Source organism: Aquimarina acroporae, from assembly GCF_023195925.1.
Classification (GTDB): domain Bacteria; phylum Bacteroidota; class Bacteroidia; order Flavobacteriales; family Flavobacteriaceae; genus Aquimarina; species Aquimarina acroporae.
The window spans coordinates 113619-137554 of record NZ_JALPRE010000012.1 but is presented as its reverse complement, the minus strand read 5'-3'; the positions used below and the strand labels follow the sequence as shown (position 1 = coordinate 137554).

At 35.3% G+C, this 23936-nt stretch carries 22 protein-coding genes; 13 read left to right on the top strand and 9 right to left on the bottom strand.

Annotated features, from left to right (window positions below):
* Window positions 1–19: 19 nt before the first annotated feature.
* A complete protein-coding gene (locus tag M0D21_RS17935; protein ID WP_248332075.1) occupies window positions 20–436 on the bottom strand; it encodes an HYC_CC_PP family protein in 417 nt (138 codons plus the stop codon).
* Window positions 437–488: 52 nt separating this feature from the next.
* Window positions 489–1373, bottom strand: coding sequence for an AraC family transcriptional regulator (locus tag M0D21_RS17930; protein WP_248332074.1), 885 nt, complete (start codon window positions 1371–1373; stop codon window positions 489–491).
* A 277-nt stretch (window positions 1374–1650) separates the two neighbouring features.
* Between M0D21_RS17930 and M0D21_RS17925 the strand changes: the two genes are divergently transcribed.
* Genes M0D21_RS17925 through M0D21_RS17890 form a run of 8 tightly spaced genes read left to right on the top strand, consistent with a single transcriptional unit; the run spans window position 1651 to window position 9810 of the window.
* Window positions 1651–2142, top strand: a complete 492-nt coding sequence (locus M0D21_RS17925; protein ID WP_248332073.1) for a c-type cytochrome — start codon at window positions 1651–1653, stop codon at window positions 2140–2142.
* A gap of 31 nt (window positions 2143–2173) precedes the next feature.
* A complete protein-coding gene (locus M0D21_RS17920; RefSeq protein WP_248332072.1) occupies window positions 2174–3865 on the top strand; it encodes a GMC oxidoreductase in 1692 nt (563 codons plus the stop codon).
* An 11-nt stretch (window positions 3866–3876) separates the two neighbouring features.
* The gene (locus M0D21_RS17915) at window positions 3877–4515 is read left to right on the top strand and encodes a gluconate 2-dehydrogenase subunit 3 family protein (protein WP_248332071.1); all 639 of its coding nucleotides are present in this window, start codon (window positions 3877–3879) and stop codon (window positions 4513–4515) included.
* 27 nt (window positions 4516–4542) lie between these two features.
* Entirely contained in the window at window positions 4543–5529 is a 987-nt protein-coding gene (locus tag M0D21_RS17910; RefSeq protein WP_248332070.1) for a sugar phosphate isomerase/epimerase family protein, read from the top strand.
* A gap of 15 nt (window positions 5530–5544) precedes the next feature.
* Window positions 5545–6774 carry an MFS transporter gene (locus tag M0D21_RS17905; protein ID WP_248332069.1) on the top strand — a complete coding sequence of 410 codons (1230 nt, stop codon included), beginning with the start codon at window positions 5545–5547 and terminating at the stop codon, window positions 6772–6774.
* A gap of 3 nt (window positions 6775–6777) precedes the next feature.
* A complete protein-coding gene (locus M0D21_RS17900; protein WP_248332068.1) occupies window positions 6778–7923 on the top strand; it encodes a Gfo/Idh/MocA family protein in 1146 nt (381 codons plus the stop codon).
* Between the two features lie 4 nt (window positions 7924–7927).
* Window positions 7928–8980, top strand: coding sequence for a sugar phosphate isomerase/epimerase family protein (locus M0D21_RS17895; protein WP_248332067.1), 1053 nt, complete (start codon window positions 7928–7930; stop codon window positions 8978–8980).
* A 23-nt stretch (window positions 8981–9003) separates the two neighbouring features.
* Window positions 9004–9810: a 3-keto-disaccharide hydrolase gene (locus tag M0D21_RS17890; RefSeq protein ID WP_248332066.1), complete on the top strand. Its 807-nt coding sequence runs from the start codon at window positions 9004–9006 to the stop codon at window positions 9808–9810.
* A gap of 18 nt (window positions 9811–9828) precedes the next feature.
* Here M0D21_RS17890 and M0D21_RS17885 read toward each other — a convergent pair whose 3' ends face one another.
* The 5 genes from M0D21_RS17885 to M0D21_RS17865 all read right to left on the bottom strand — a co-directional run bounded on the left by M0D21_RS17885 (window position 9829) and on the right by M0D21_RS17865 (window position 16476).
* Window positions 9829–10593, bottom strand: a complete 765-nt coding sequence (locus M0D21_RS17885) for a DUF6197 family protein (RefSeq protein ID WP_248332065.1) — start codon at window positions 10591–10593, stop codon at window positions 9829–9831.
* Between the two features lie 128 nt (window positions 10594–10721).
* Complete coding sequence (locus M0D21_RS17880; RefSeq protein ID WP_248332064.1) at window positions 10722–12545, bottom strand: YfiR/HmsC family protein; 1824 nt, start codon at window positions 12543–12545, stop codon at window positions 10722–10724.
* Window positions 12542–15250: a TonB-dependent receptor gene (locus M0D21_RS17875; RefSeq protein ID WP_248332063.1), complete on the bottom strand. Its 2709-nt coding sequence runs from the start codon at window positions 15248–15250 to the stop codon at window positions 12542–12544. The genes M0D21_RS17880 and M0D21_RS17875 overlap by 4 nt, the downstream gene beginning before the upstream one ends.
* Before the next feature lie 137 nt (window positions 15251–15387).
* A complete protein-coding gene (locus M0D21_RS17870; RefSeq protein ID WP_248332062.1) occupies window positions 15388–15819 on the bottom strand; it encodes a response regulator in 432 nt (143 codons plus the stop codon).
* A 246-nt stretch (window positions 15820–16065) separates the two neighbouring features.
* Window positions 16066–16476, bottom strand: a complete 411-nt coding sequence (locus tag M0D21_RS17865) for a response regulator (RefSeq protein WP_248332061.1) — start codon at window positions 16474–16476, stop codon at window positions 16066–16068.
* 275 nt (window positions 16477–16751) lie between these two features.
* On the opposite strand from M0D21_RS17865, the gene M0D21_RS17860 reads away from it, so the two are divergent.
* The gene (locus M0D21_RS17860; RefSeq protein WP_248332060.1) at window positions 16752–17942 is read left to right on the top strand and encodes a hypothetical protein; all 1191 of its coding nucleotides are present in this window, start codon (window positions 16752–16754) and stop codon (window positions 17940–17942) included.
* Window positions 17943–17953: 11 nt separating this feature from the next.
* Window positions 17954–18967, top strand: coding sequence for a metal-dependent hydrolase (locus M0D21_RS17855; protein WP_248332059.1), 1014 nt, complete (start codon window positions 17954–17956; stop codon window positions 18965–18967).
* A 50-nt stretch (window positions 18968–19017) separates the two neighbouring features.
* Here M0D21_RS17855 and M0D21_RS17850 read toward each other — a convergent pair whose 3' ends face one another.
* Entirely contained in the window at window positions 19018–19518 is a 501-nt protein-coding gene (locus tag M0D21_RS17850) for a DUF1761 domain-containing protein (protein ID WP_248332058.1), read from the bottom strand.
* A 56-nt stretch (window positions 19519–19574) separates the two neighbouring features.
* Entirely contained in the window at window positions 19575–20177 is a 603-nt protein-coding gene (locus M0D21_RS17845) for a LysE family translocator (protein WP_248332057.1), read from the bottom strand.
* A gap of 213 nt (window positions 20178–20390) precedes the next feature.
* On the opposite strand from M0D21_RS17845, the gene M0D21_RS17840 reads away from it, so the two are divergent.
* From M0D21_RS17840 to M0D21_RS17830, 3 genes are read left to right on the top strand one after another with little or no spacing between them, the layout of a single operon-like run.
* Window positions 20391–20876 carry an acetyl-CoA carboxylase biotin carboxyl carrier protein subunit gene (locus M0D21_RS17840; RefSeq protein ID WP_248332056.1) on the top strand — a complete coding sequence of 162 codons (486 nt, stop codon included), beginning with the start codon at window positions 20391–20393 and terminating at the stop codon, window positions 20874–20876.
* 51 nt (window positions 20877–20927) lie between these two features.
* The gene (gene accC / locus M0D21_RS17835; RefSeq protein ID WP_248332055.1) at window positions 20928–22370 is read left to right on the top strand and encodes an acetyl-CoA carboxylase biotin carboxylase subunit; all 1443 of its coding nucleotides are present in this window, start codon (window positions 20928–20930) and stop codon (window positions 22368–22370) included.
* Between the two features lie 3 nt (window positions 22371–22373).
* Window positions 22374–23915: an acyl-CoA carboxylase subunit beta gene (locus tag M0D21_RS17830; protein WP_248332054.1), complete on the top strand. Its 1542-nt coding sequence runs from the start codon at window positions 22374–22376 to the stop codon at window positions 23913–23915.
* Window positions 23916–23936: the final 21 nt, after the last annotated feature.

Genomic DNA, 23936 nt, shown 5'->3' with positions numbered 1-23936 from the left:
TTTCCAATATCTAATAAAATCAAATCAAAAAGGTCTCGTAAAGGATCTGATAGTCCTTATCGAGTAATGGAGGAGGATACTCTATAAATGATGTTATCGCAGTATCCTTAGCAGAAAAAAGATATATGTACGAATGGGTAAAACTTACTAAGAAAACCTGTTGCTCAAAAGTAAGATTTTTGACAATATCTTTCAGGTCTTCTTTACCCTCTACTATTATCTGCTTATCTGTACAACAAGATTTCTTTTTCGTTTCAACACTACATTCCTGTGTAGATTTCATTTGTGGCATCTCACAGCTTTTTGCCACATTAAAAACAGAAACATCTACTAGTGTTTTTCCACAATAATGCATGTTCACCGAAAAAGACATTGTCGATAACAATACCAATACGGCTAACAAAGAAGCGCAACTATTGTGAATGATTTTCTTCATATATACTACAAAATTACAAAATTCCTTATAAAACTCTAAGTTTTAAAGTTCTTCATGCTGTTTTAGGGAAAGATACCTGCAAATGATTTACATATTTTTGCCTGTATTTGTTAGGAGTATCTTCTATAACACGTTTGAACAATCTATTAAAAAGAGACAAGCTATTAAACCCACAATCAAATGCTATACTAGTAATAGTAGCATCGGTATTCACCAGTAAATTACATGCATTTTGAATTCTAATTTCTGTGAGTGCCTGTTTAAATGTTTTACCAGTACTTTTCAAGAAAAAACGACAAAAAGAGCTTTCTGTCATTCCTATCTGTTGAGCTACTTGTCTTGTCGAAATAGCTGTTTGATAATTCTCCTGAATGATTTTATAAATATCTCTAACTCTTTCGGTATGATTTACTGAGAGTGTTAAAAACTGCTTCACTTCCAAACTCTCATAACTAGTATTAGCTAATTTCTGTAATACTCTAAACAACTGTAGCAGTTTTTCTAGAGGAGAAAGCCCTATCATACTTTTAATAATCTCACCTATATCATGTTTATCTTTTGAGGTTAACGTTAACCCGGCATTCGAATTCACAAGTAATTCTTGAATATCTTCAAATTCTGTAAAAAACTTACTCGCTTCTTTTATATCTTCTCCTTTGAACTGAATAACATATTCCTCATATACTTCGGATTCAAAACCTACGTTAAAACAATTATGAGGAATATTAGGCCCCAACAATATTAGATCTCCATCTTCAAATCGACTTATTTTAGTCCCAATAAACCGTTTCCCTTTACCCGATGGTAAATACACTATTTCATATTCTGGATGAAAATGCCAACGACCTCCATATGGCAAAAAGGGGGCTTTTGAATAAAATACCTTAAACGAGGATCCCTTTGGGGGAATCACTTTCTCAAAAGAAGCTTTTCTCATACTCTTAATTATCTGACTAACTAGAACTGAAAGACAATTTAATGCAAAAAAATGCACAACAAGTTAAAAATAGTGTAAAGTTTTCACAATAAATTTGATGATAATCTAATGTTTTTCAACACACACCCATAAAACAACAAAATATACATCATAAAATATGTCTATATCCCGTCACTATCCTTCTCTAATTTTAGGGGATAGTGTGTCAACATCAAAAACCTAAAAAGATTATACAATTATAAAAAAGTAAACCGTCTGTAAAAGAAGATCACAATTTATGAAATCACTCTATTTAACTCTGGGGGTAGTTTGTCTTATGATTGCCACAGCTTGTTCTTCCAAAGAAAAAAAGGAAAAAGAAACCATTACGATAGGAACAAAAACCGAGGATAAAAAAGTAACTACAGAAAAAAAAACTACCACACCTGTCATGTTGGACAACAAAGGTATAGGCCCTATTACAGAAGTTACCTTTGATGAAAATATCAATACAGTATTAGCTAGTAAAGGAGAACAGCTGTTTAAGTCTAAATGTCTCGCTTGTCATAAAGCAACTCAAAAATTCATCGGACCTCCAATGGTCGGAATCTATAAAAAAAGAAGTCCAGAGTGGGTCATGAATATGATTATGAATCCCGATGAAATGCTAAAGAAAGACCCTGTAGCCATGGCCCTACTTAAAGAATACAACAATACGATAATGCTAAATCAAAATATTCCTGAAGAAGAAGCAAGAGCTATGGCAGAATGGTTTAGGACTCTAGAATAATCTCAATTTAACTCAAAAATCAATTTTTATTATGCAAAAAGAACCGCAATATGATGTCATTGTAGTTGGCACCGGAATTAGTGGAGGCTGGGCGGCAAAAGAACTTTGTGAAAAAGGCCTAAAAACACTTGTTTTAGAACGTGGACGCATGGTACGACATGTCGAAGATTACCCGACAATGAATGACGATCCATGGGATTATAAATATAAAGGGCAACCTTCTCGAAAAGAAATTCAAGAGCAGGAAAAACAGCATAGAACAGGATATGTAACCTCAAAAGCGCATCGCCACTTTTTTGTGAATGATTTAAAACACCCATATAACGAAACTAAACGATTTGATTGGATTCGAGGATATCACGTTGGAGGTAGATCATTGATGTGGGGTAGACAAAGTTATCGGTTAAGTGATATCGATTTTGAGGCTAATAAAAAAGAAGGAATAGCCGTAGACTGGCCTGTGCGCTATAAAGATATTGCGCCTTGGTATGATAAGGTAGAAGAATATATCGGGGTAAGTGGAGAAAAATTAGGGCTTGAACAATTACCCGACGGACAATTTCTTCCTCCTATGGAACTAAATTGTGTAGAGGAGCACTTAAAATCTAATATTGCAGATAATTACGAAGATCGACTTATGACCATAGGTAGATCTGCTCATATTACAGGCACGAAAAAGTTTGAAGGTCGCATGAACTGTCAGTTTCGCGATCGATGTATGAGAGGATGCCCTTTTGGTGCATATTTTAGCAGTAACTCATCTACCTTACCTGCAGCAGAACGTACGGGTAATATGACCCTTCGCCCTCACTCTGTGGTTTATGAAGTAATGTATGATGATAAAACCGGAAAAGCTACAGGAGTAAAAGTGATCGATGCAGAAACCAAAGAAAAAATGGAATTCACTGCAAAAGTTATTTTTCTATGTGCTTCAGCTATTGCTTCGGCAAGTATTCTTTTACAATCCAAGTCTGAACGCTTCCCTAATGGAATGGGAAATGATTCTGGTGAGCTGGGACATAATATTATGGACCATCATTTTAAAGCAGGAGCCTATGGTACATTCGACGGATTCGAAGATAAGTACTATAAAGGAAGAAGACCAAATGGTATCTACATCCCAAGATTTAGAAATATTGGAGGAGATACCGATCAGGAGACTTTTAAACGTGGATATGGTTTTCAAGGTGGAGCCAGCAGACACGACTGGGAAGACATGGTTGCTGAACTTGGTTATGGAAAAGAACTAAAAGAAGAAATATTAAAACCAGGAAAATGGAGAATGGGGCTAAATGGTTTTGGTGAGTGTTTGCCTTATCACGAGAACAAAATGACCCTGGACTATGAAAAATTAGACGAATGGGGGCTTCCAACGGTGACTTTTGATGCTGAATTCAAAGAAAATGAACTAGCAATGAGAAAGGATATGATCAAACAAGCGATGGATATGCTTGAGAAAGCCGGTTTCAAAGATATAGAAGCTAGAGATGACATTGGTGGTATCGGACTCGGAATTCATGAAATGGGAACAGCTAGAATGGGACACGATCCCAAAACTTCTGTACTCAACAAGCACAATCAGATTCATGCAGTTCCCAATGTATATGTGACCGATGGTTCTTTCATGACTTCTGCAAGTTGTGTAAACCCTTCCCTGACCTATATGGCGTTTACTGCCAGAGCTGCAGATCATGCTGCAAAACAAATTCAAAAAAACGCTTAATGTTATAGAGTATGAAAAGAAGAGAAGCCATAAGAAATATTGGGATTACGGCCGGAGCACTTGCCGTAACACCAACAATGTTAAGTATACTACAAAGTTGTACTAGAGAAATACAATTGACCTGGACTCCAGAATTACTTTCTGAAGATGAAGCCAAAGTGTTAGATCAGCTGGTAGATTTAATTATTCCAGAAACCGAAAACATTCCCGGTGCGAAAGCACTAAATGTTCCCATGTTTGTAGATCGATTTGTGAATAACGCGTCTAAGGAAGAAGAAGCATATATGTTTAAGAAAATAGCGGGTATGTTTAATGATAACCTTGGGATTAGCGAAGAAAACCCGGTAAAAAAGATCAAAACTGAAACCTATGATGCTCTTTTAGCTAAGTATCTTAAATCATCAAAAGAGCAACAAGAAGCCTATGAAGAGGAAATGGAACAGCTTACTGGTCCAGAAGACCTAGATAAAGTATCAAAAGACGCTTTGTTTTTCACATATTTATCCTGGATTCGTGGTTTATCTATTTGGGGATTTAAAACTAGTGAAGAAATAGGTAAAAATGTTCTTGCCTATCTACCGGTTCCGGGAGAGCAAGTAGGATGTGATTCGTTAGAAAATTTAACTCAAGGAAGAGATTGGTCTCTTTAAATTAATATATCGTATAAATTCAAGGTTATGTTTAAAATCATTTGCAAAGGGTTGCTTATTCTTTTGTTTATTAGTTCGTGTAAACAGAATAATACCGAAAAAACTGAAATTCAAGAGGAAAAACCAATGGAAGAAACTGCGCAACAATCAGAGTCTAAGCCTTTTTTCAAACTATCTTTGGCGCAATGGTCTCTTCATAAAGCAATTCAAAATGGAGACTTAAGTCCATTAGATTTCGCAGAAAAAGCCAAAGAACTTGGGTTTGAAGGTGTAGAGTATGTAAGTCAACTCTATGACGATGAGCTCAAAAAAGATGAAGATCCTAAAAAGGCATTGCAACAACTTCTGGAAACGTTAAAAGCAAAAAGCGAAGAGCACGATATACAAAACCTTATGATTATGGTAGATCACGAAGGAGATCTTGCAGTTGAGGATGAAAAAGAAAGAAACAAAGCCGTAGAAAATCATAAAAAATGGGTAGATGCAGCTCAATTCCTAGGGTGCCACTCTATTCGAGTTAACCTATTCGGCACCAATAATCCAGAAAAATGGATGGAAGTATCGATCGATGGTTTAAGTAAATTATCGGAATATGCTGCTACCAAAAATGTAAATGTAATCGTAGAGAATCATGGGTATCTATCTTCAAATGCTGCAATGCTTTCTGAAGTTATGAGAAAAGTAAATATGTCCAACTGTGGAACATTGCCAGATTTTGGCAACTTTTGTCTTGAGCGAGAAGGCGGAGAACGTTGGGGATCAAAATGTGTAAAAGAATACCCTAAATATGAAGGTGTAGCACAAATGATGCCTTATGCCAAAGCGGTAAGTGCAAAATCTTATGATTTCGATACAGAAGGAAATGAAACTACCATAGACTACAAAAGGATGTTAGACATTATCAAAGAATCAGGTTATGATGGTTTTGTAGGAGTAGAATATGAGGGAGAGCGCCTTAGCGAAATAGAAGGTATAATTGCTACACGAGATTTATTAATTAATCTTTCTAAATAATTTAACTAGATTAGGATGAAAATTAGCACACAAATCCAACTATCCTTAATGATGTTTCTCGAGTTTTTCATTTGGGGAGGGTGGTTCGTTACTATGGGTATATATCTACCCAACACATTAAAAACAACAGGTGTAGAAACGGGTATGGCCTACTCTACCCAGTCCTGGGGTGCTATTATTGCTCCTTTTATTATAGGATTAATTGCAGATCGTTTCTTTAATGCCGAAAGAATATTAGGTGTACTTCATCTCATTGGAGCATTTTTAATGTATCAAATGGCCAATGCTACCGATTTTGCAGTTTTCTATCCATATGTTTTAGGATATATGATTGCCTACATGCCCACCCTTGCTCTAGTAAATTCGGTTTCATTTAATCAAATGAATGATCCCGCTAAACAGTTTTCTTTAGTACGAGTTTTCGGAACCATAGGTTGGATTATTGCTGGTTTACTTATTAGTTATGCCTTTCATTGGGATTCTGAAGAAGGTATAGCAAGTGGTATGCTAAAAAATACATTTTTGATGACCGCTATAGCTTCTGCCTTTTTAGGAGTTTTTAGTTTTACTTTACCCAAAACCCCTCCTACGGTCGACAAAAGCCAAAAAATAACAATTGCAGACATCTTGGGGTTAGATGCCTTGAAACTTTTGAAGGATCGCAATTTTCTTATATTTTTCCTCTCGTCTATTCTAATTTGTATTCCTTTGGCATTCTACTACCAGCATACTAATCAGTTTTTGAGCGAAATAAAGGTACCCAATCCAACTGGAAAAATGACCATAGGGCAAGCCTCGGAAGTGCTATTCATGTTACTATTACCTTTTTTCTTTAAGAAGTTTGGTTTTAAAAAAACATTAATGGTAGGAATGCTGGCGTGGACGGTTAGATATTTACTCTTTGCTTTTGGAAACTCAGGTGAATTGGCCTTTATGTTACTTACTGGAATCGCGCTACATGGTATTTGTTATGATTTCTTTTTTGTTTCGGGACAAATTTATACCGATAGCAAGGCCGGAGAAAAAGTAAAAAGTGCTGCACAAGGATTGATTACTTTGGCTACATATGGTTTAGGAATGCTAATTGGTTTTTATGTGGCAGGTAAAATTACCGATAACAATCTTATTAGCGTAGGTGTACATGAATGGAACAACATATGGGTATTCCCTGCCGTATTTGCGGGAGTGGTGATGTTATTATTTGCCATCTTTTTTAAAAATGAAAAAATAGAATATAAAGAATAAATTATGACCCGACTTAAAATGGGAATGGTTGGCGGGGGAATAGGCTCTTTTATTGGAGATGTTCATCGTAAAGCTGCCAGTATTGATGGAATGATAGATTTGGTATGCGGAGCTTTTTCTAGCAGTGAAGAAAAGAGTATTGCCTCTGCCGAAGCACTTGGCATTCCAAAAAAACGAGCCTATAAAAGTTTTGAAGAAATGATTTTGGAAGAAGCAAAACTTCCGCAAGAAGAACGTATGGATTTCGTTTCCATAGTCACTCCAAATCATATGCATTTCCCGCCAGCAAAAATGGCACTGGAACATGGTTTTCATGTGATTTGTGATAAACCCATGACACTAACCCTCGATGAGGCAACGACCTTAAAACAGGTGGTAAATTCTTCAAATAAAGTCTTTGCTCTTACACATAACTATACCGGGTATCCTATGATAAAACAGGCAAAAGCAATGATATCTAAAGGAGATCTAGGCACAATTAGAAAGGTAAATGCTCAATATCTACAAGGATGGTTAGCCACAGCTGTTGAAAAAACCGGACAAAAACAGGCTGCTTGGCGTGTTGACCCTAAACGTTCTGGTATTGGCGGTGCTTTGGGAGATATAGGCACACATGCCGAAAACCTAATAGAATATGTTACTGGTATGCAAATTTCAGAATTGGCAGCAGATCTTTCTGCATTTGGAGATGGTCGTACTCTTGATGATGATGGGAACATTCTACTTCGATTCGAAAATGGAGCAAAGGGTACTCTTTCTTTCTCTCAAATCGCAACTGGCGAAGAAAATAATCTTGGGATACGTGTGTATGGTACTAAAGGTAGTGTAGAATGGTATCAGGAAAACCCCAACGAACTTACAGTAAGATGGTTAGACCAACCCAAACAAATATATACTCCTGGAGGAAACGGAAGCTATCCTGAGTCTTCAGAGTATGTTAGGATACCGGCAGGTCACCCAGAAGGATATTTAGAAGGGTTTGCTACGATCTACAGAAGTTTTGCAAAAGAATTATCTCAGATAAAAAAGGGAGAATCGCCTTCTACTGTAAGAGATTTCCCAACTGTAGATGATGGTGTGCGAGGAATGAAATTTATATATGCCGCCGTAGAAAGTAGTAAAAATAATGCTTCTTGGACAAAAATTTAACCACATGAAAACAATTAAAGGGCCAGCTATTTTCTTAGCACAATTTATGGATAATAAAGCTCCGTTTAACTCCCTTGATGGGTTATGTAAATGGGCGTCAGATTTAGGATACAAAGGGATCCAAATTCCTACCTGGGAAACCAGACTTATCGATTTGGATAAAGCAGCAGAGAGTCAAACATATTGTGACGAATTAAAAGGTAAGATAGGAGATTACGGGTTAGAAATCACTGAACTTTCAACGCATTTACAGGGGCAACTTGTAGCCGTTCATCCGGCCTATGATATCATGTTCGATAATTTTGCTCCAGATAACTGTAAAAACAACCCTCAAGAACGAACTCGATGGGCTATTCAACAAGTTAAAAACGCTGCTACTGCTAGTAGACGGTTAGGAATCAAAGCACATGCTACTTTTTCTGGAGCTTTGCTTTGGCATACCATGCATCCATGGCCACAACGACCTTCTGGACTTGTAGAAATGGGATTTTCTGAACTTGCAAAACGTTGGCTTCCTATTTTAGATCATTTCGATAATGAAGGAGTCGATGTCTGCTATGAAATACATCCTGGAGAAGACCTACACGATGGAGTTACCTTTGAGCGTTTCCTAGAAGCCACAGGAAATCATAAAAGAGTGAACATTCTGTATGATCCAAGTCATTTTGTACTTCAACAGTTAGATTACATCGAATATATTGATCACTACCATGAATTCATTAAAGCCTTCCATGTAAAAGATTCAGAATTTAACCCTACTGGTAAAAAAGGAGTTTTTGGTGGTTATAGTGATTGGGTAGATCGTGCTGGGAGATATCGCTCTCCCGGGGATGGACAAATCGATTTCAAAACTATTTTTGCAAAGCTAACTGAATATGGATGTGATCTTTGGGCAGTTATGGAATGGGAATGTTGTATCAAATCACCAGAACAAGGTGCCCGAGAAGGAGCGCCTTTTATTCAAAGACATATTATTGAAGCTACTCAAAAGGCGTTTGATGATTTTGCCGGAGCGGAAACGGATAAGGAACAACTCAAAAAAATATTAGGTTTATAACCTATCGCAAAGAACTTACTTTTATGAAAAAATTATGCTATCTATTTTTTGTTTTAGCCATAGCTATAGCTTGTAAGCAAGAAACTAAAAACGTAGATATTAAAGAGGAGAAAGAAACCGCAGAAAAAGTGGAAGTTAAAACTCCTGAAAAAGAAATTACAGACCCCAAAGAAACTGAGGTTTGGGAGCCTGAACCCAAAGCTATTTCTTTTAATGATAATAATGTACCCTCTGATGCTATTATTTTGTTTGATGGTTCTAATTTAGAAGCTTGGGTCTCTGCTAAGGATTCAGTTTCTTCTGCAAATTGGGTCATTCATAACGATAAATCGATGACTGTAAAACCCGGAACAGGAGATATACAAACAAAACAAAGCTTTGGTAGTGTGCAATTACACCTAGAATGGAGTGCTCCAGATGTTATAGAAGGTGAAGGACAAGGACGTGGAAATAGCGGGGTGTTTTTCCAAAATAAATATGAAGTTCAAATTTTAGATAGCTATCAAAACAGAACCTATTCTAATGGGCAAGCTACATCAGTATATAAACAACATATACCTCTTGTGAATGCAACCAAATCTGCCGAAGAATGGCAAACCTATGACATTATCTTTCATGCTCCAGAGTTTGATGAGGCAGGTAATAAAACAAAGTCTGGTACATTTACTGTAATTCATAATGGCGTATTGGTTCAGGACCATGTAGAGATTTTGGGAACTACAGAGTATATTGGACCTCCTAAAAACCCGGCACACGGAAAAGGCCCAATAAAACTACAGGATCATAGTAACCCTGTACAATACCGAAATATCTGGTTAAGAGAACTATAAACAGAACTCTACAATAAGTTAATTTTTAGATTTTCCAATTGCTTTCAAGAGGTTTTCTTTGGCTGTATTTAAAATAGCGTGCACATCTCGTAATGTGATGTCTTGAGCATTATTGAAATCTACTAAAACGTGATCGTATTTTTTAGGGTATTTCTTTTGAATAGCCTCTCTCACATACTTTATCGCTGGTCTTAAATGCCGATATTCGCCATCTATAGTAACAGATGATTGATAAAGTGCGCAAAACAAACTGTAAGTAGTATTTGATTCACAAATACGATCATCACTTTTATTCCATTTTTTATCAGAACTAAGTAGTTTGATCGTATTTTCAATAATTTTCACTTCAACCTCACTGGGTTTAAACCAATTTCCTTGTAATTGAGCATCCTGAAAGTTAAACTCCTTGATGACCATGGGTAAGATTTTAGTTCCATCTTCAAAATTTCCAGCATAATATCCGTTTGTATACTGAATGAGTGTTGCAACTCTTTGGGGTTTATTTGGCCAAGAAATTTCTACAAACCTTTGTACAGTATCATTTTTTAATACCTTAAATTCCATAGGGCTTTTTCCATATGGAGCAAGAATTACTTTCTTTAGAGCTCTTCCCTTTTTTACAATGTGATATCTTCCTTGCAAAATATTCCCACCTTCATCCGTATAGGTACCAAACCATAAGAGTTGTTCCTGGGCATAACTTTGAACCCCTAAACAAAAAATAATGGGTATAAGAAAACGAATGATCTGTGAATGATTGTTTTTTTTGATTGATGTAAACATGTTGTTAGTTTTAAAAGATCCTTACACATAAGACCTAGCAAACTGTATTTAGTTACACCTTAAAACAAAAAACATACTGATTAACAAACACTTAACTTGATATTTAATTCTGCTAGTAACTGGTTATATTAAATCGGAATCGTAAAATAAAAGGTACTCCCTTTTCCAACTTCAGAATTCAACCATATTTTCCCTCCATGAGATTCAACGATTTTCTTACAATGTGCCAAACCAATTCCTGTACCTTGATATTCATCTCGAGAATGTAGTCTTTGAAAAATTGCAAAAATTCGATCCTGATGTTCTTTAGGAATTCCAATACCATTATCGGTTACAGAAAACTTCCAGTAATCTCTATTTTCTTCGCTTAGATCGGTGACTTTTATACAATTTATATGCACCTCAGGAACCGTAGTTTTGGCCCTAAATTTAATTCCATTGCTTACTAAATTCTGTAGCAAAAGACGAATTTCTATTTCAGATCCCAAAACCACAGGTAAATTTGCAGCCGTTATACTTGCTCCTGTCTCTTCAATTCTTGTCTTGAGATCGCTTGTTAGCTCTTTAAAAACTTCATTAACATCTACTTTTTCATAATCACTTCTTCTTCCTAATCTCGAATATTGCAGTAACGCATTAATGAGTCTCTTCATCCGTTCACTAGCATCCTGAATAAAATTAAGACTCTCTTTACCGACTTCGTCAAAGCTATCTCCATAATCTTCAGATATTAAACCTATGAAGCTCGAAATGGTGTTTAAAGGTTCTTGCAGGTCATGACTGGCGATGTAAGCAAACTGTTCTAATTCTTTATTCTTACTCTCCAACTCTAAAGATTGCTCGTAGATGGCGAGGTTTTTTTCTTGTAGTTCTTTGTTAAATCTTTTCTTCGCCAAGTAACTCCTATATACCATAAAGCTCACCAGTAAAAACAAAGCTACTAGGCATATCAACAAGATATTGATCTTCTTTTGCTTATTGAGCTCTGTAGATTGCTTCTCAAGTGTTAGCTTCTGATTTTCAATTTGAGATTTCTGATTTTCTAGAACCTCATACTGTTTTTCAATTTCGAGATTGCTACTATCTATTTTTATCTGTTGATTTTGAATATAAGTAACCTGTTCCTGAATATTTTTTTCAAGTTCCTGCTCGATCAACACTTTTTCTTCATACTTCTTCTGTTGCAACTGACTCTCAGTAAATAAACTTTCTATGCGTCTATTTTGCTTCCCAATCTCCTGTCTTTGGTCTCCTATTTGCTCAAGTTGATCCGTAATTTGAGTATTTTGATTTTGTATTTGTTGTTCCCTATGTTTAATAACCGATTGTTGTTCTTTACTTTCTTCTTGAACAACCTGCAGAGTTCTTTCGGTTTTTCTATATAGCTGTTTCCATTTTTCAGAAGAAGTAATCGCCGCTCTGCGTAGTGTAGGAGCGATTACGAAACCTTCTTTTTGAATGCGATCTACATTGATTTCATATTCAAAAGAATCCCCAACATTCACCATATTGATCATAGAAGAATTAAAATTATAATCTTCACTCACCAAAAGAATGTTTTTTCCTGTAATCTTACTTAGGATGTAATCTATACTATAGTTATACTTCTGATTAACATATAATAATTGAATATCTTTGACTGCTTTTACAGATTGAAACCGCAATATCTCTACCGGTTTATTATTAATTTTTCTCTTTAAAGCGAGGGCTTTAAGGTCTAGGATAGTTCGGTCTGGTCCTAGAACTCCAATCTTAAACGTTTCTTGATCTTCGGCATTTGGCCAAGCTATTTGTTGTGCAAAATTAAATGTAAAAATTGCTCTTTGTAATCTTTTTACTTCTTCATTTCCTAACTCTTGAGCATAGATATCTCCATAAGAAAACACCAACATAAAAGTTACAACAAGTACTGAAACGATATGATTTTTAATATTTAGAGTATCAAACATCATAGCCTAAGTAACATTCTAACAAAATAATTGGCTCCATTTACTCCAAATTGCTGTACTCTTCTACTATACATAAAGTTACCATCTTCGGTATTTGCCGAATGCGTATGTCGATCTGGGAAAACATTAAATACATTATTCCCCCCTATTGTACATTTTAAATAGTCATTAAACTGATAAGAAATAGCAGCATCTGTAACTAATTTAGGAGAAAATGTTTGATCTCTAGTTTCTACCAAACCTGTAAATTCGTTTAGCACCCAATTTGCTGAATCCCCATCTTGCGGATGAATAAATTTTACCTCTCCAAAAACCGTGTTTACCAACTGGAATCTAAACTTATTTATGTCGTAAGACAATAGGGAATTTACCTTGTAACTAGGTTGACCATCCTCTACTCTTGAGATTTCTTCTCTATTGAATAGAACTTCCTCTTGTCCTATGAGCGCTTGTGAAACTTTTATACCTCCTTTTACTCTGGTTTGTGTTATGTTTGCTCCTAAAGAGGCATTAAACTCACCTTCATATAAGGGCGTTTTAAAAAACAATACCGCATCTGCTCCATTCGTTTTAGAATCTATGGCATTGGTAAAAAACTGGGCGGCACCTACGTTAAATGGTTCCAAAATAGTCTCATAACCTTCAGCAAACCTTCCAGACAGTACAATTCTATCATCAATATCTATCATATAATAATCTAGGCTGAAGGTAAAATTATCATTAAACTTTCCACTAAATCCTGCACTAAGATGGCTCGATAATTCCGGTTTTAATTTTTCTATCCCAAAAGCTTCTGTTACTATCGCACTTTCATTATTGAATGTTCCTACCTGAAGGCTTTCCCCATTAATAAACTGGGTGCTTACGTTCTGAAAAAACACCTGATGTAATGAAGGAGCTCTAAATCCAGTAGAGTAACCTGCTCGTACACTAATATTTTCATTAAGCCTATATCGCCCAGAAAGTTTCGCTATCGTTTGGCCTCCAAAATCATTATACGCTTCGTACCTAATTGCTCCTCTAAGTAATAGTTCATCGGTAACGTTAGCCTCTACATCGACATATCCAGAAATATTTGTTCTGAAACGATTCAATTCATTTTCTGGTTGAAATCCGGGGAAAACCTGAGCCCCTGCAATACGGGGCTGCTCTATCCCATTTTCATTTATAAAAGTACTGCCCCCATCGATATAAGAAGCTTCTTCACCTGCAATAATCTGATAATTTTCTACTCTTAATTCTGCTCCAAAAGCAATATTGATTCCACTTAACCAATCGAAGGTTCTTGAAATATCAAGATTTGTAGTATTTTGTTTGTAGATAAAACCTCCTGCATAAAATGTTCTAGGAGAAGCAACTCCTAAGGATGCATTATTAGAATTATTGACAGTGTAATCTAGTCTATTAATTCCTATAGAGTGACTGAAATCTACATCCCATCCATTTTTTATTCCTCTAATACCACCTGCAATTGCATCATCTTGAATATCGGTTAGTATTTCTGGTGAAAAACCATTAGGAAAAAGTTCAAGTACTACCCTATCCTGATCTTTAGGAAACCTATAAAACCCTTTTGAATTGCCTTCACGATAGTTTCTCCCCCCTTGCATATAAAATGTAGCATTGTCAGACATTTTAATTTCACCATTAAATGCTAGAGTTAGATTCTGAGTTTCGGCGCTTCCTATCTCCATAACTCTATTATCTGAATATCCTGTTTGCTGAAAAAAATTATTCTGCTGTATTAGCAATTCATCTTGATCAACATCATTGGTATATACACGCCCTGTATAGTTACCAGCTCTATTTATAGATTCTCGTTCGCGGTATTCTGCTGTAACATTTATAAACCCTTCCTCACCAATTTTCAAACCAAAATTTGCCGAAGAATACAGGTTAAAACCATCTCCTTCTGTTGTTATCCCAGCTCTATTATCGATTTGAATAATTTCTGTTTGTTTTTTTAGAATGATATTAATCACTCCAGCAATAGCATCAGACCCATATTGCGAAGTAGCACCATCTCTTAATACTTCTATGCGTTCAATGGCCGCAATGGGAATTGCATTAAAATCTGTACCCACAGATCCTCTACCAATAGTCCCATTTACATTGAGCAAAGAACTACTATGTCTTCGTTTTCCATTTACCAAAACCAAAACCTGGTCTGGGCCTAATCCTCTTAACGTAGCAGGGTCAATATGATCGGTACCATCTGCTATAGTTTGATTTGTAGAGTGAAAAGACGGGATGAGATAATGTAAAATATGGCTTAATTCTACTTGAGAAGAATTGGTAAGTTGTTGAGGAGCCACAATGTCTACCGCTGCTGTATTTTTGAGTAATGATTTAGGCTTTGCTCTAGATCCAAGTGATACAGGTTGATCCATAGAAAAGCCTGTTTCTAATATAAAATCTAAAGTTACCTCATCGCCTACTTTAACGGTTACCGTTTTAGAAACCGTGGTGTACATAACGAATCCAGCGCTTACCACGTACTCACCTTCATCAACATTAAACGAGTAGTTCCCATTAACATCTGTTGTAGTAAGTAAATCTGTACCTTCTATGCTGATGCGAGCTCCCGGTAAATTCCCAAATTGATCAGATACATTACCAGATATGACCGCTCTGGTCTGAGAGTAGGTTGTGGTTGTCAGGCAAAAAATAAATAGAAATAAGAAATATGATGACTTAAAATCTACCATTAAAAGATGAATCGTGCGTTTTATTAAAGTTTTAATGTATTTACTAATTTTAATTAATATGTCAAGATTAACAGGAATATTTTAAAACTAATACAAGTTATTACAATATGCAAAAAAATAGCTTTACATTCTCCTCATTACACTACTAATTTTAAGTTTTCTGTACATTTATTCGAAGTCACATCCTTAAAATATTTTTGTAGAATGCCACAAACAATCTTTTTGGACAGCATTTTTTCTCTAAATTCTTTAATCTCAGGAATGCTATCGGCCTTTTTCTTTTCTTCTGTACTCAATTCTGCCCCCAACATTAGTATGATTACCGGAGGATTGTCAAAGTGTATTTTTTGATATTCCTCTATAAATTCCCAACCATTCATTACAGGCATATTAATGTCAAGAAAAATTAGTTCTGGCTGTCTTGCAGTTTTTAAAATCTCTAATGCTTCATTCCCATTCTTTGCGACTAAAACTTCTTCTATACATTCAGTTTTTTTAAGAATGGTTTTATTGAAAAAATTGGTTGCGTCACTATCATCAACCAAAAGAACATGTTTTATTTTCCCCATATTAAAAAATGTTTCTTATCCCTAAACTTAATTCTTTCGTTTTCAAAAAATAAAGTAATTCAGCATCATATTTACCCATAATTTCCTACTAAAACAAAAGGCAAAAATCCAAAAACCCTGAATACCAATAAAAAGAAAACGAAAAAATAATTGTTTTAGCGTTGAAAAGCACAAAAATACGACAAAAAACAACTTTTCAACATGTTATTAAGAATGAATTAACAACCAAAAAGTGTCTTGAAAGCCTTAAGAGTTAAAATGATTTTCTAAAACATTATCCAAAAGATCTAAAGACAAGGGCTTGTTAATAAAATCATCTACCGAGTGATTTTTAATAGATTCTTTTACATCATCGGGGTTAGAAGATGTAGATAATAAAATAACCTTGATACCCTGGATCAACTCTTCGTTAAGCTTTGAAAACTCTACCAAAAACTCCCAACCGTTCATAGCTGGCATATTAATATCTAAAAAGATTAAGTCTGGTTTAGTGGCTGAATTTTTCTCGACCTCATTAAGGTACTGTAGTGCTGCCATTCCGCTTTGAACCGTATTCACCTGGTCAAAACCATCGTGTTTGGTTACAACCCTTTGATTGAAGAAGTTTGTTGCTTTATCATCATCTATTAACAACACACAATTAACAGATTTTTCCATATGTATTTTCCAATTACACAATAAAGGAAATAAACTTATTTGAATTATCAACTATAAAAATAAATTTTATGAAACAGTTTTCGTTAAAATCTATTTTTTTTCGACCAAAAGACAATACTAACTAAACAATTTTAGGGAATTTACCCCAACTCATGTGAATTTTTAATTCAATGAACTCCAAGACTTTGATAAATCTTTAACAAGTACGTATTAAAAAATAAATGTAATTTTGAAATAAAACGAATACAGTCTTTTTGTATTCAGTAAGGGAATATATGCTTGAGAAAATAAATAAGAGATCCAAAACAAATTTGGTGACGTATGATTTTTTTAATCATACATCTAAGATACCAATTCACGATTGGAACTTAGTAAACAAATCTAGTAACACTTTTCTATCATTAGATTATCTAAGAGCCTTAGAAAATACATTATACAATAGTATCAAATTTAGGTACATCATTTTTTACCAAAATAAGATCCCTGTGGCCATAGCGGCAGCACAACTGATAAAATTTAATTCTGCTCAATTAAAATTTCAAGAGTTTCCCTGTAAAATAAACAATGCTATTAGAAATAAATTATTCAAGAATCTAGATGTAAAAGTTTTGGTTTGCGGTAATTTATTTTCTTGTGGTGAACATGGTTTTCTGTATAACGACAAGATAATTAGTGCAAATAAAGCATTTGAATACCTTTCTGATGCTTTAAGAGACATACGAAAGACTGAGAGCGCAAATAAACCTTCTTTTATTCTTTTGAAGGAGTTCTGGCCAGAATCTTTTAAGAGTAGTGATCATGTAAAAGAACATGATTTCAGAGAATTTGAAGTAGATGTTAACATGGTTCTTCAAATCAAGAACGATTGGAACACCTTTGAAGACTACCTTGAAAGTATGCGAACAAAATTTAGAACAAGGGCAAAAAAGGTTTTGAAGAATTCTAATGAAATTGAAGTAAAGAATTTTGAAGTCTCAGATATTGAAAAATATGCCAAAGAGATAAACACTTTGTACTTATCAGTACTAGAAAAAGCAGATTTCAAAATTGGTAAATTAAATGCTTCAACATTTATGCATTTAAAGCACAGCTTGAAAAAATCTTTTGTTTTTAAAGGGTATTTTTTACAGCAAAAATTGATTGGCTTTACAACTTCTTTTATCCTTCTAGATGCCATTGATGCTAATCATATAGGAATTGATTACTCCTTAAATAAAGAGTATGATATTTACCAAAAAATGCTATATGATTATGTAGATTTGGCAATACAACACAAGGCAAAAGAACTTCGCTTGGGTAGGACAGCAGAAATTATTAAAAGCTGTGTTGGTGCCAAACCTGTACCTATGAAATTATATGTACGTCATGGAAACTCTATTTCTAACACCTTGCTAACGCCCCTGGTCGAACTTATATCACCAAGTGAATATGAAGTTAGAAACCCCTTCAAACTTCAATTAGACTAATATTTCTATACATGGATTCTTTAACCCAAATCGTTTTAGGTGCCGCTGTAGGCGAAGCCGCCCTAGGAAAAAAAGTTGGTAACAAAGCTATGCTTTGGGGTGCCATTGCCGGTACCATTCCTGATCTTGATGTGTTATCCAAAATGTTTGTCGACAATGTTACAGCAAATGAATTACACCGAGGTTTTTCACACTCTATACTTTTTAGCATAATGGTCGCCCCAATACTAGGTTGGCTAATTTCTAAACTATACAAAAACAAAGAAGCAAATTGGAGAGATTGGTCTAAATTAATGTTTCTAGGGTTATTTACACATCCTCTCTTAGATGCCTTTACTACTTGGGGAACACAACTATTTTGGCCGCTAGATTACAAAGTAGCATTTAATAACATTTTTGTGGTAGATCCGCTTTATACGGTTCCTTTTCTAATTTGTCTTATTATTACCATGTTCTATAAAAGAACACACCCTAAAAGAAGAATGTATAATAACCTTGGGATATATGTAAGTAGTTTTTATATGCTGATCACATTGGTATTGCAATGGAATGCAAAGGCAAATTTTTCGGTAAGTCTAGAGAATCAACATATACCTTACAACGAAATACAAACCCGCCCCACTCCGCTCAATAGCATTTTATGGACTGCCAATGTAGAAACTCCTAATTCTTTTTTGATCGGCTATCACTCTTTACTGGATGAAGATGATATTATTGATTTTTCGGAGTTCCCCAAAGATCATCACTTATTAGGAAATATGAAAAATGACCCACTTATCTCAAGGCTTATAAGGCTTAGTGAAGGTTGGTATACAATAGAAAAACAAGGAGATAAAACCTTTTTTAATGATCTTAGGTTCGGTCTCTTGGGAATTGGTAGAGACGCGAATCGTTTTGTTTTTAGTTATGAACTATTTTATGATGAAGAAGGTAGATTACAAGCCAAAGAAAGAGAACGTATGGCTCAAGATGCTTCTCCCCTGCTTAAAAAACTATTTCATCGAATACTTGGAAACAAATCATAGAAAAGGCCTGAACATAAAGTCAGACCTTCTTTATAATTCTTTTGTATTTGTTAGGCAAACTGACAAATAACTCCGCCCATAAGGGCTAAGCACACCACCCAATATCCTACATTGACAGCTATATATTTAAATCCTTTTTTCTCAAACATCGCATTGGTTCCTAATACTGGTAAAACAAAAAACAGTCCTGCTATTCCTCCATGTAATGCTCCATGTCCAAAACTTCTATGATTTTGTCCATAATTTTCCATGTAGATCTGAGAAAATTTATAGGTTTCAGAACCTACTTCGTTCCAAGCAGGATCTGCCATCAAACTCGAAAAAAAGTTAAATTGATGTATTACTATACCAGTTAACATTGCCGCCAGAAAGAAACTAAAAACATAGCTAAGTATAAAAACCAATGCCATATTTCCTCCTTTTAAATCCTCCTCGGTAAATCCACATGCATTCATCCAGGCAGTTCCAAAAACCTTGGGATTGTACCAGATAAAACCTAAGATAAGGGGGACTAGAGCTGCAAGTGCAGTAATTAGAAAATTAAATTCCATATTGATTAGTATTAAAAGTTGTTACTCAAATATAAGTAAAACTTATTTCTTTAAATCTACCAAACCATATATAGCAACCTCATAGAGAACAAGATAAGAAGGACTCCTGTAATTCTAAAAAAAACTGTTAGTCGTTTTTGAGAAACGATTTTTTTCACTTTTTTAGATAAAAATACTTTCAATAAATCAGTAGTAAATATCCCCAATAGTACTGCCAAAATAAAAAGTGTAAGAGATTTGATATCTGGATACTGTTTTTGCCCATAGTTGTACACGCCAATCCAGACAGCGAATACAAAAGGGTTAAAAAAGTTAACACTAAACCCTTTAAAAAAAAGGATACCCAAGTTTCTGGAACTTACCGTTTTTACACCAACCTGAGTTCTTGCTTTTTTTACTAAATAATTAATTCCAAGTATCAAAACTATTATGCTTCCCAGTACTCCCACCCAAAACTCATTTTCTTCCAGATTGAAAAATGAAGAAAGACCAAAATGACACAGACCCACACAAACTATATCACTTACGATAATCCCCAAAGCTACTGCTACACCAGCTTTGAAACCAAATTGTAAACTACTGTTCAGTAAAAGAAAAAAAACGGGACCTACGAAAATAATCATTCCCAATCCGATACCGAAACCTTCTATAAAAGACATAAACAAGTATTACTTTAGGTATTTGTAAATATAGATATTCTTTGATTTATGCTCCCTAATCCAACGAGACCAAATTTAAAGATTGTATTGAATTTTGGGCCATGAACCAACTTCAATTATGGTATCCGTAGGAAATTGATAATATTTTTGCATTTGTTCTAAGAAATGGTTCTTTTAAATACCTATATTTATCGCCGAAAACATAACTATTTTATGAGCAATTCTTATAAAGTTAAGGTAGATAAAAACTTTGAGTTTGATTTTACCGATAAAGACATCTCTGAAATTGATGCAATACCAGTATCAGACAGCCAATATCACATTATTGACGATTATTCTTCCTATCAAACAGAAATCAGCAATTCAGACTTCAACAAGAAGGAATATACCGTTAAAGTTAACAACACAGAATATCAAGTAACTATTTCGGGTGCGTTAGATCTGCAAATCGCAGCCATGGGATTCTCTTTGGGGTCTTCGAAACAGGTAAATGCTATTAAAGCTCCTATGCCTGGGCTTTTATTGGATATTCAGGTAGAAGCTGGCCAAGAAGTAAAAGAAGATGATCCGTTATTAATCTTAGAAGCTATGAAAATGGAAAATGTAATCCTATCTCCAAGAAATGGAGTGATTAAAGGCATTTCTGTTTCTAAAGGAGACGCTGTAGATAAGGGTCAGTTATTAGTAGAATTCGAATAACTCACTACACGAGTATAACAAAGAACAGTATCATTCTATTATTATTTTAATATGAAGAAAATATTAGTTGCAAATCGCGGGGAAATTGCCATCAGAGTAATGAAGACTGCGAAAAAAATGGGTATTAAAACTGTAGCGATATATTCTACGGTTGATCGTAATGCTCCACATGTTAAATTTGCAGATGAGGCCGTTTGCATTGGTGAGGCTCCATCAAATCAATCCTATTTACTAGGGACAAAAATTATTGAAGTTGCTAAACAACTTCATGTAGATGGAATTCACCCCGGCTATGGATTCTTAAGTGAGAATGCAGACTTCGCAGAAGAAGTAGAAAAAAACGATCTTATTTTTATCGGTCCTAAATCAAAAGCTATTAAGGTTATGGGAAGTAAGCTAGCAGCAAAAGATGCTGTAAAAGCTTATGATATTCCTATGGTTCCGGGTATAGATGAAGCAATTGACGATGTAAATAAAGCCAAAGAAATAGCTCTGAATATTGGTTTCCCTATTTTAATTAAAGCTTCTGCAGGAGGTGGAGGAAAAGGAATGCGGGTAGTTGAAAAAGAAGAAGATCTTGAGTCACAAATGCAACGAGCTATTAGTGAAGCAACTTCTGCATTTGGAGACGGATCTGTTTTTATAGAAAAATATGTTGCCTCTCCTCGACATATCGAAATTCAGGTAATGGCAGATAGTCATGGCAATGTTATTCACTTGTTCGAAAGGGAATGTAGTGTTCAAAGAAGACATCAAAAAGTAGTGGAAGAAGCTCCTTCGGCTGTACTTACTCCAGAACTTAGGAGCAAAATGGGTGAAGCAGCGGTGAGAGTTGCCAAAGCTTGTGATTATTTGGGTGCAGGAACTGTGGAGTTTTTGCTAGATGAAAATCATAATTTCTATTTCCTGGAAATGAATACTCGTTTACAGGTAGAACATCCCGTAACTGAACTAATCACAGGAATCGATCTTGTTGAATTGCAAATTAAAGTCGCTCGTGGAGAAACACTCCCTGTAACTCAAGAAGAACTAAGCATAACCGGACATGCGCTAGAACTTAGAGTATATGCAGAAGATCCTTTGAATGATTTTTTGCCTAGTGTAGGGAATTTAGAAGTGTACCAAATCCCGGTAGGAGACGGTATTCGCGTAGACAACGGTTTTGAAGAAGGCATGGATATCCCTATTTATTATGATCCTATGCTGGCCAAACTTATAACTTATGGTAGCACAAGAGAAGAAGCGATTCAGTTAATGATTAAAGCTATAAATGAGTATAAAGTAGTAGGAGCACAAACTACGCTTCCATTTGGGAAGTTTGTTTGTGAACATGAAGCTTTTACTTCAGGTAATTTTGACACTCATTTTGTAAAAAAATACTATTCGGCCGATAAAATTCAGGACAAAATAGCTCAGGAAGCTAAAATTGCTGCCGTTATTGCAATGAAACAATATATTAACGATCAAAAAACGTTACGAATACCAACTCACTAAACTATGGATGCTAAAATAAAAACATTACAGGAAAAAGTTGCTCAAGCAAAACTTGGTGGGGGTCAACAACGTATCGAAAAACAACACGAAAAGAAAAAGCTAACTGCTAGAGAACGTGTAGAATACCTGCTTGACGAAGGATCTTTTGAAGAAATTGGAATCCTGGTTACTCATAGAACCACAGATTTTGGAATGGATAAAGAAATCTACTATGGAGATGGTGTAGTGACAGGATATGGTACCATAAACGGAAGACTTGTTTACATTTTTGCTCAGGATTTCACCGTATTTGGTGGTGCGCTATCGGAAACACATGCAGAAAAGATTTGCAAAGTTATGGATTTGGCTGTCAAAGTAGGCGCTCCTATTATTGGTTTAAATGATTCTGGAGGTGCCCGAATTCAAGAAGGTGTTCGATCTTTAGGTGGTTACGCAGATATTTTTTACAGAAACGTGCAAGCATCTGGAGTAATTCCTCAAATTTCTGCCATTATGGGACCTTGCGCCGGTGGTGCTGTATATTCTCCTGCGATGACAGATTTTACAATGATGGTTGAAGATACTAGTTATATGTTTGTAACTGGCCCCAATGTAGTAAAAACAGTTACAAATGAAGAAGTAACTTCTGAAGAACTTGGTGGTGCCAGCACCCACTCAACAAAATCAGGGGTGGCTCATGTTACCTCTTCAAATGATATTGAATGCCTTGAAGACCTTAAGCAATTATTGAGCTATATGCCTCAAAGTAACGCTGAAACTCCAAAAGCTATTCCTTATACTTTGGGAGATGAAGTGCGTGAAGAACTGTCTGATATTGTTCCTGACAATCCTAATAAACCATATGACATGCATGAAGTCATAGCAGGAATCATAGACGAAGATTCTTTCTATGAAATACATAAAGATTATGCTGAAAATATTATTGTTGGTTTTGCTCGTCTTGGAGGGCGAAGTATAGGAATCATAGCTAATCAACCTTTGTTTTTGGCAGGTGTTTTAGACGTAAATAGTTCGAAAAAAGCTGCTCGTTTTACTCGTTTTTGTGATTGTTTCAATATACCATTATTGGTTCTTGAAGACGTTCCTGGTTTCTTACCTGGTACCGATCAGGAATGGAATGGAATTATTGTTCACGGAGCAAAATTATTATATGCACTAAGTGAAGCTACAGTACCTCGTGTAACTGTAATCACTCGTAAAGCTTATGGTGGTGCGTATGATGTTATGAACTCAAAGCATATTGGAGCCGATCTAAATTTTGCTTGGCCAACAGCTGAAATTGCAGTTATGGGTGCAAAAGGTGCTAGTGAGATTATCTTCAGAAAAGAAATAAAATCTGCAGATGATCCTGAAGCTAAACTTGCCGAAAAAGAAGCAGAATATGCTGATAAGTTTGCCAACCCATATAGAGCTGCTCAAAGAGGTTTTATCGACGAGGTAATATTACCTAAAAACACGCGTAGAAAGCTTATAAAAGCTTTTAGCATGTTAGAAAACAAAGAAGTAGAAAAACCCAAACGAAAGCACGGAAACATACCTTTATAGAGGTTATCGTAATAATTAAAA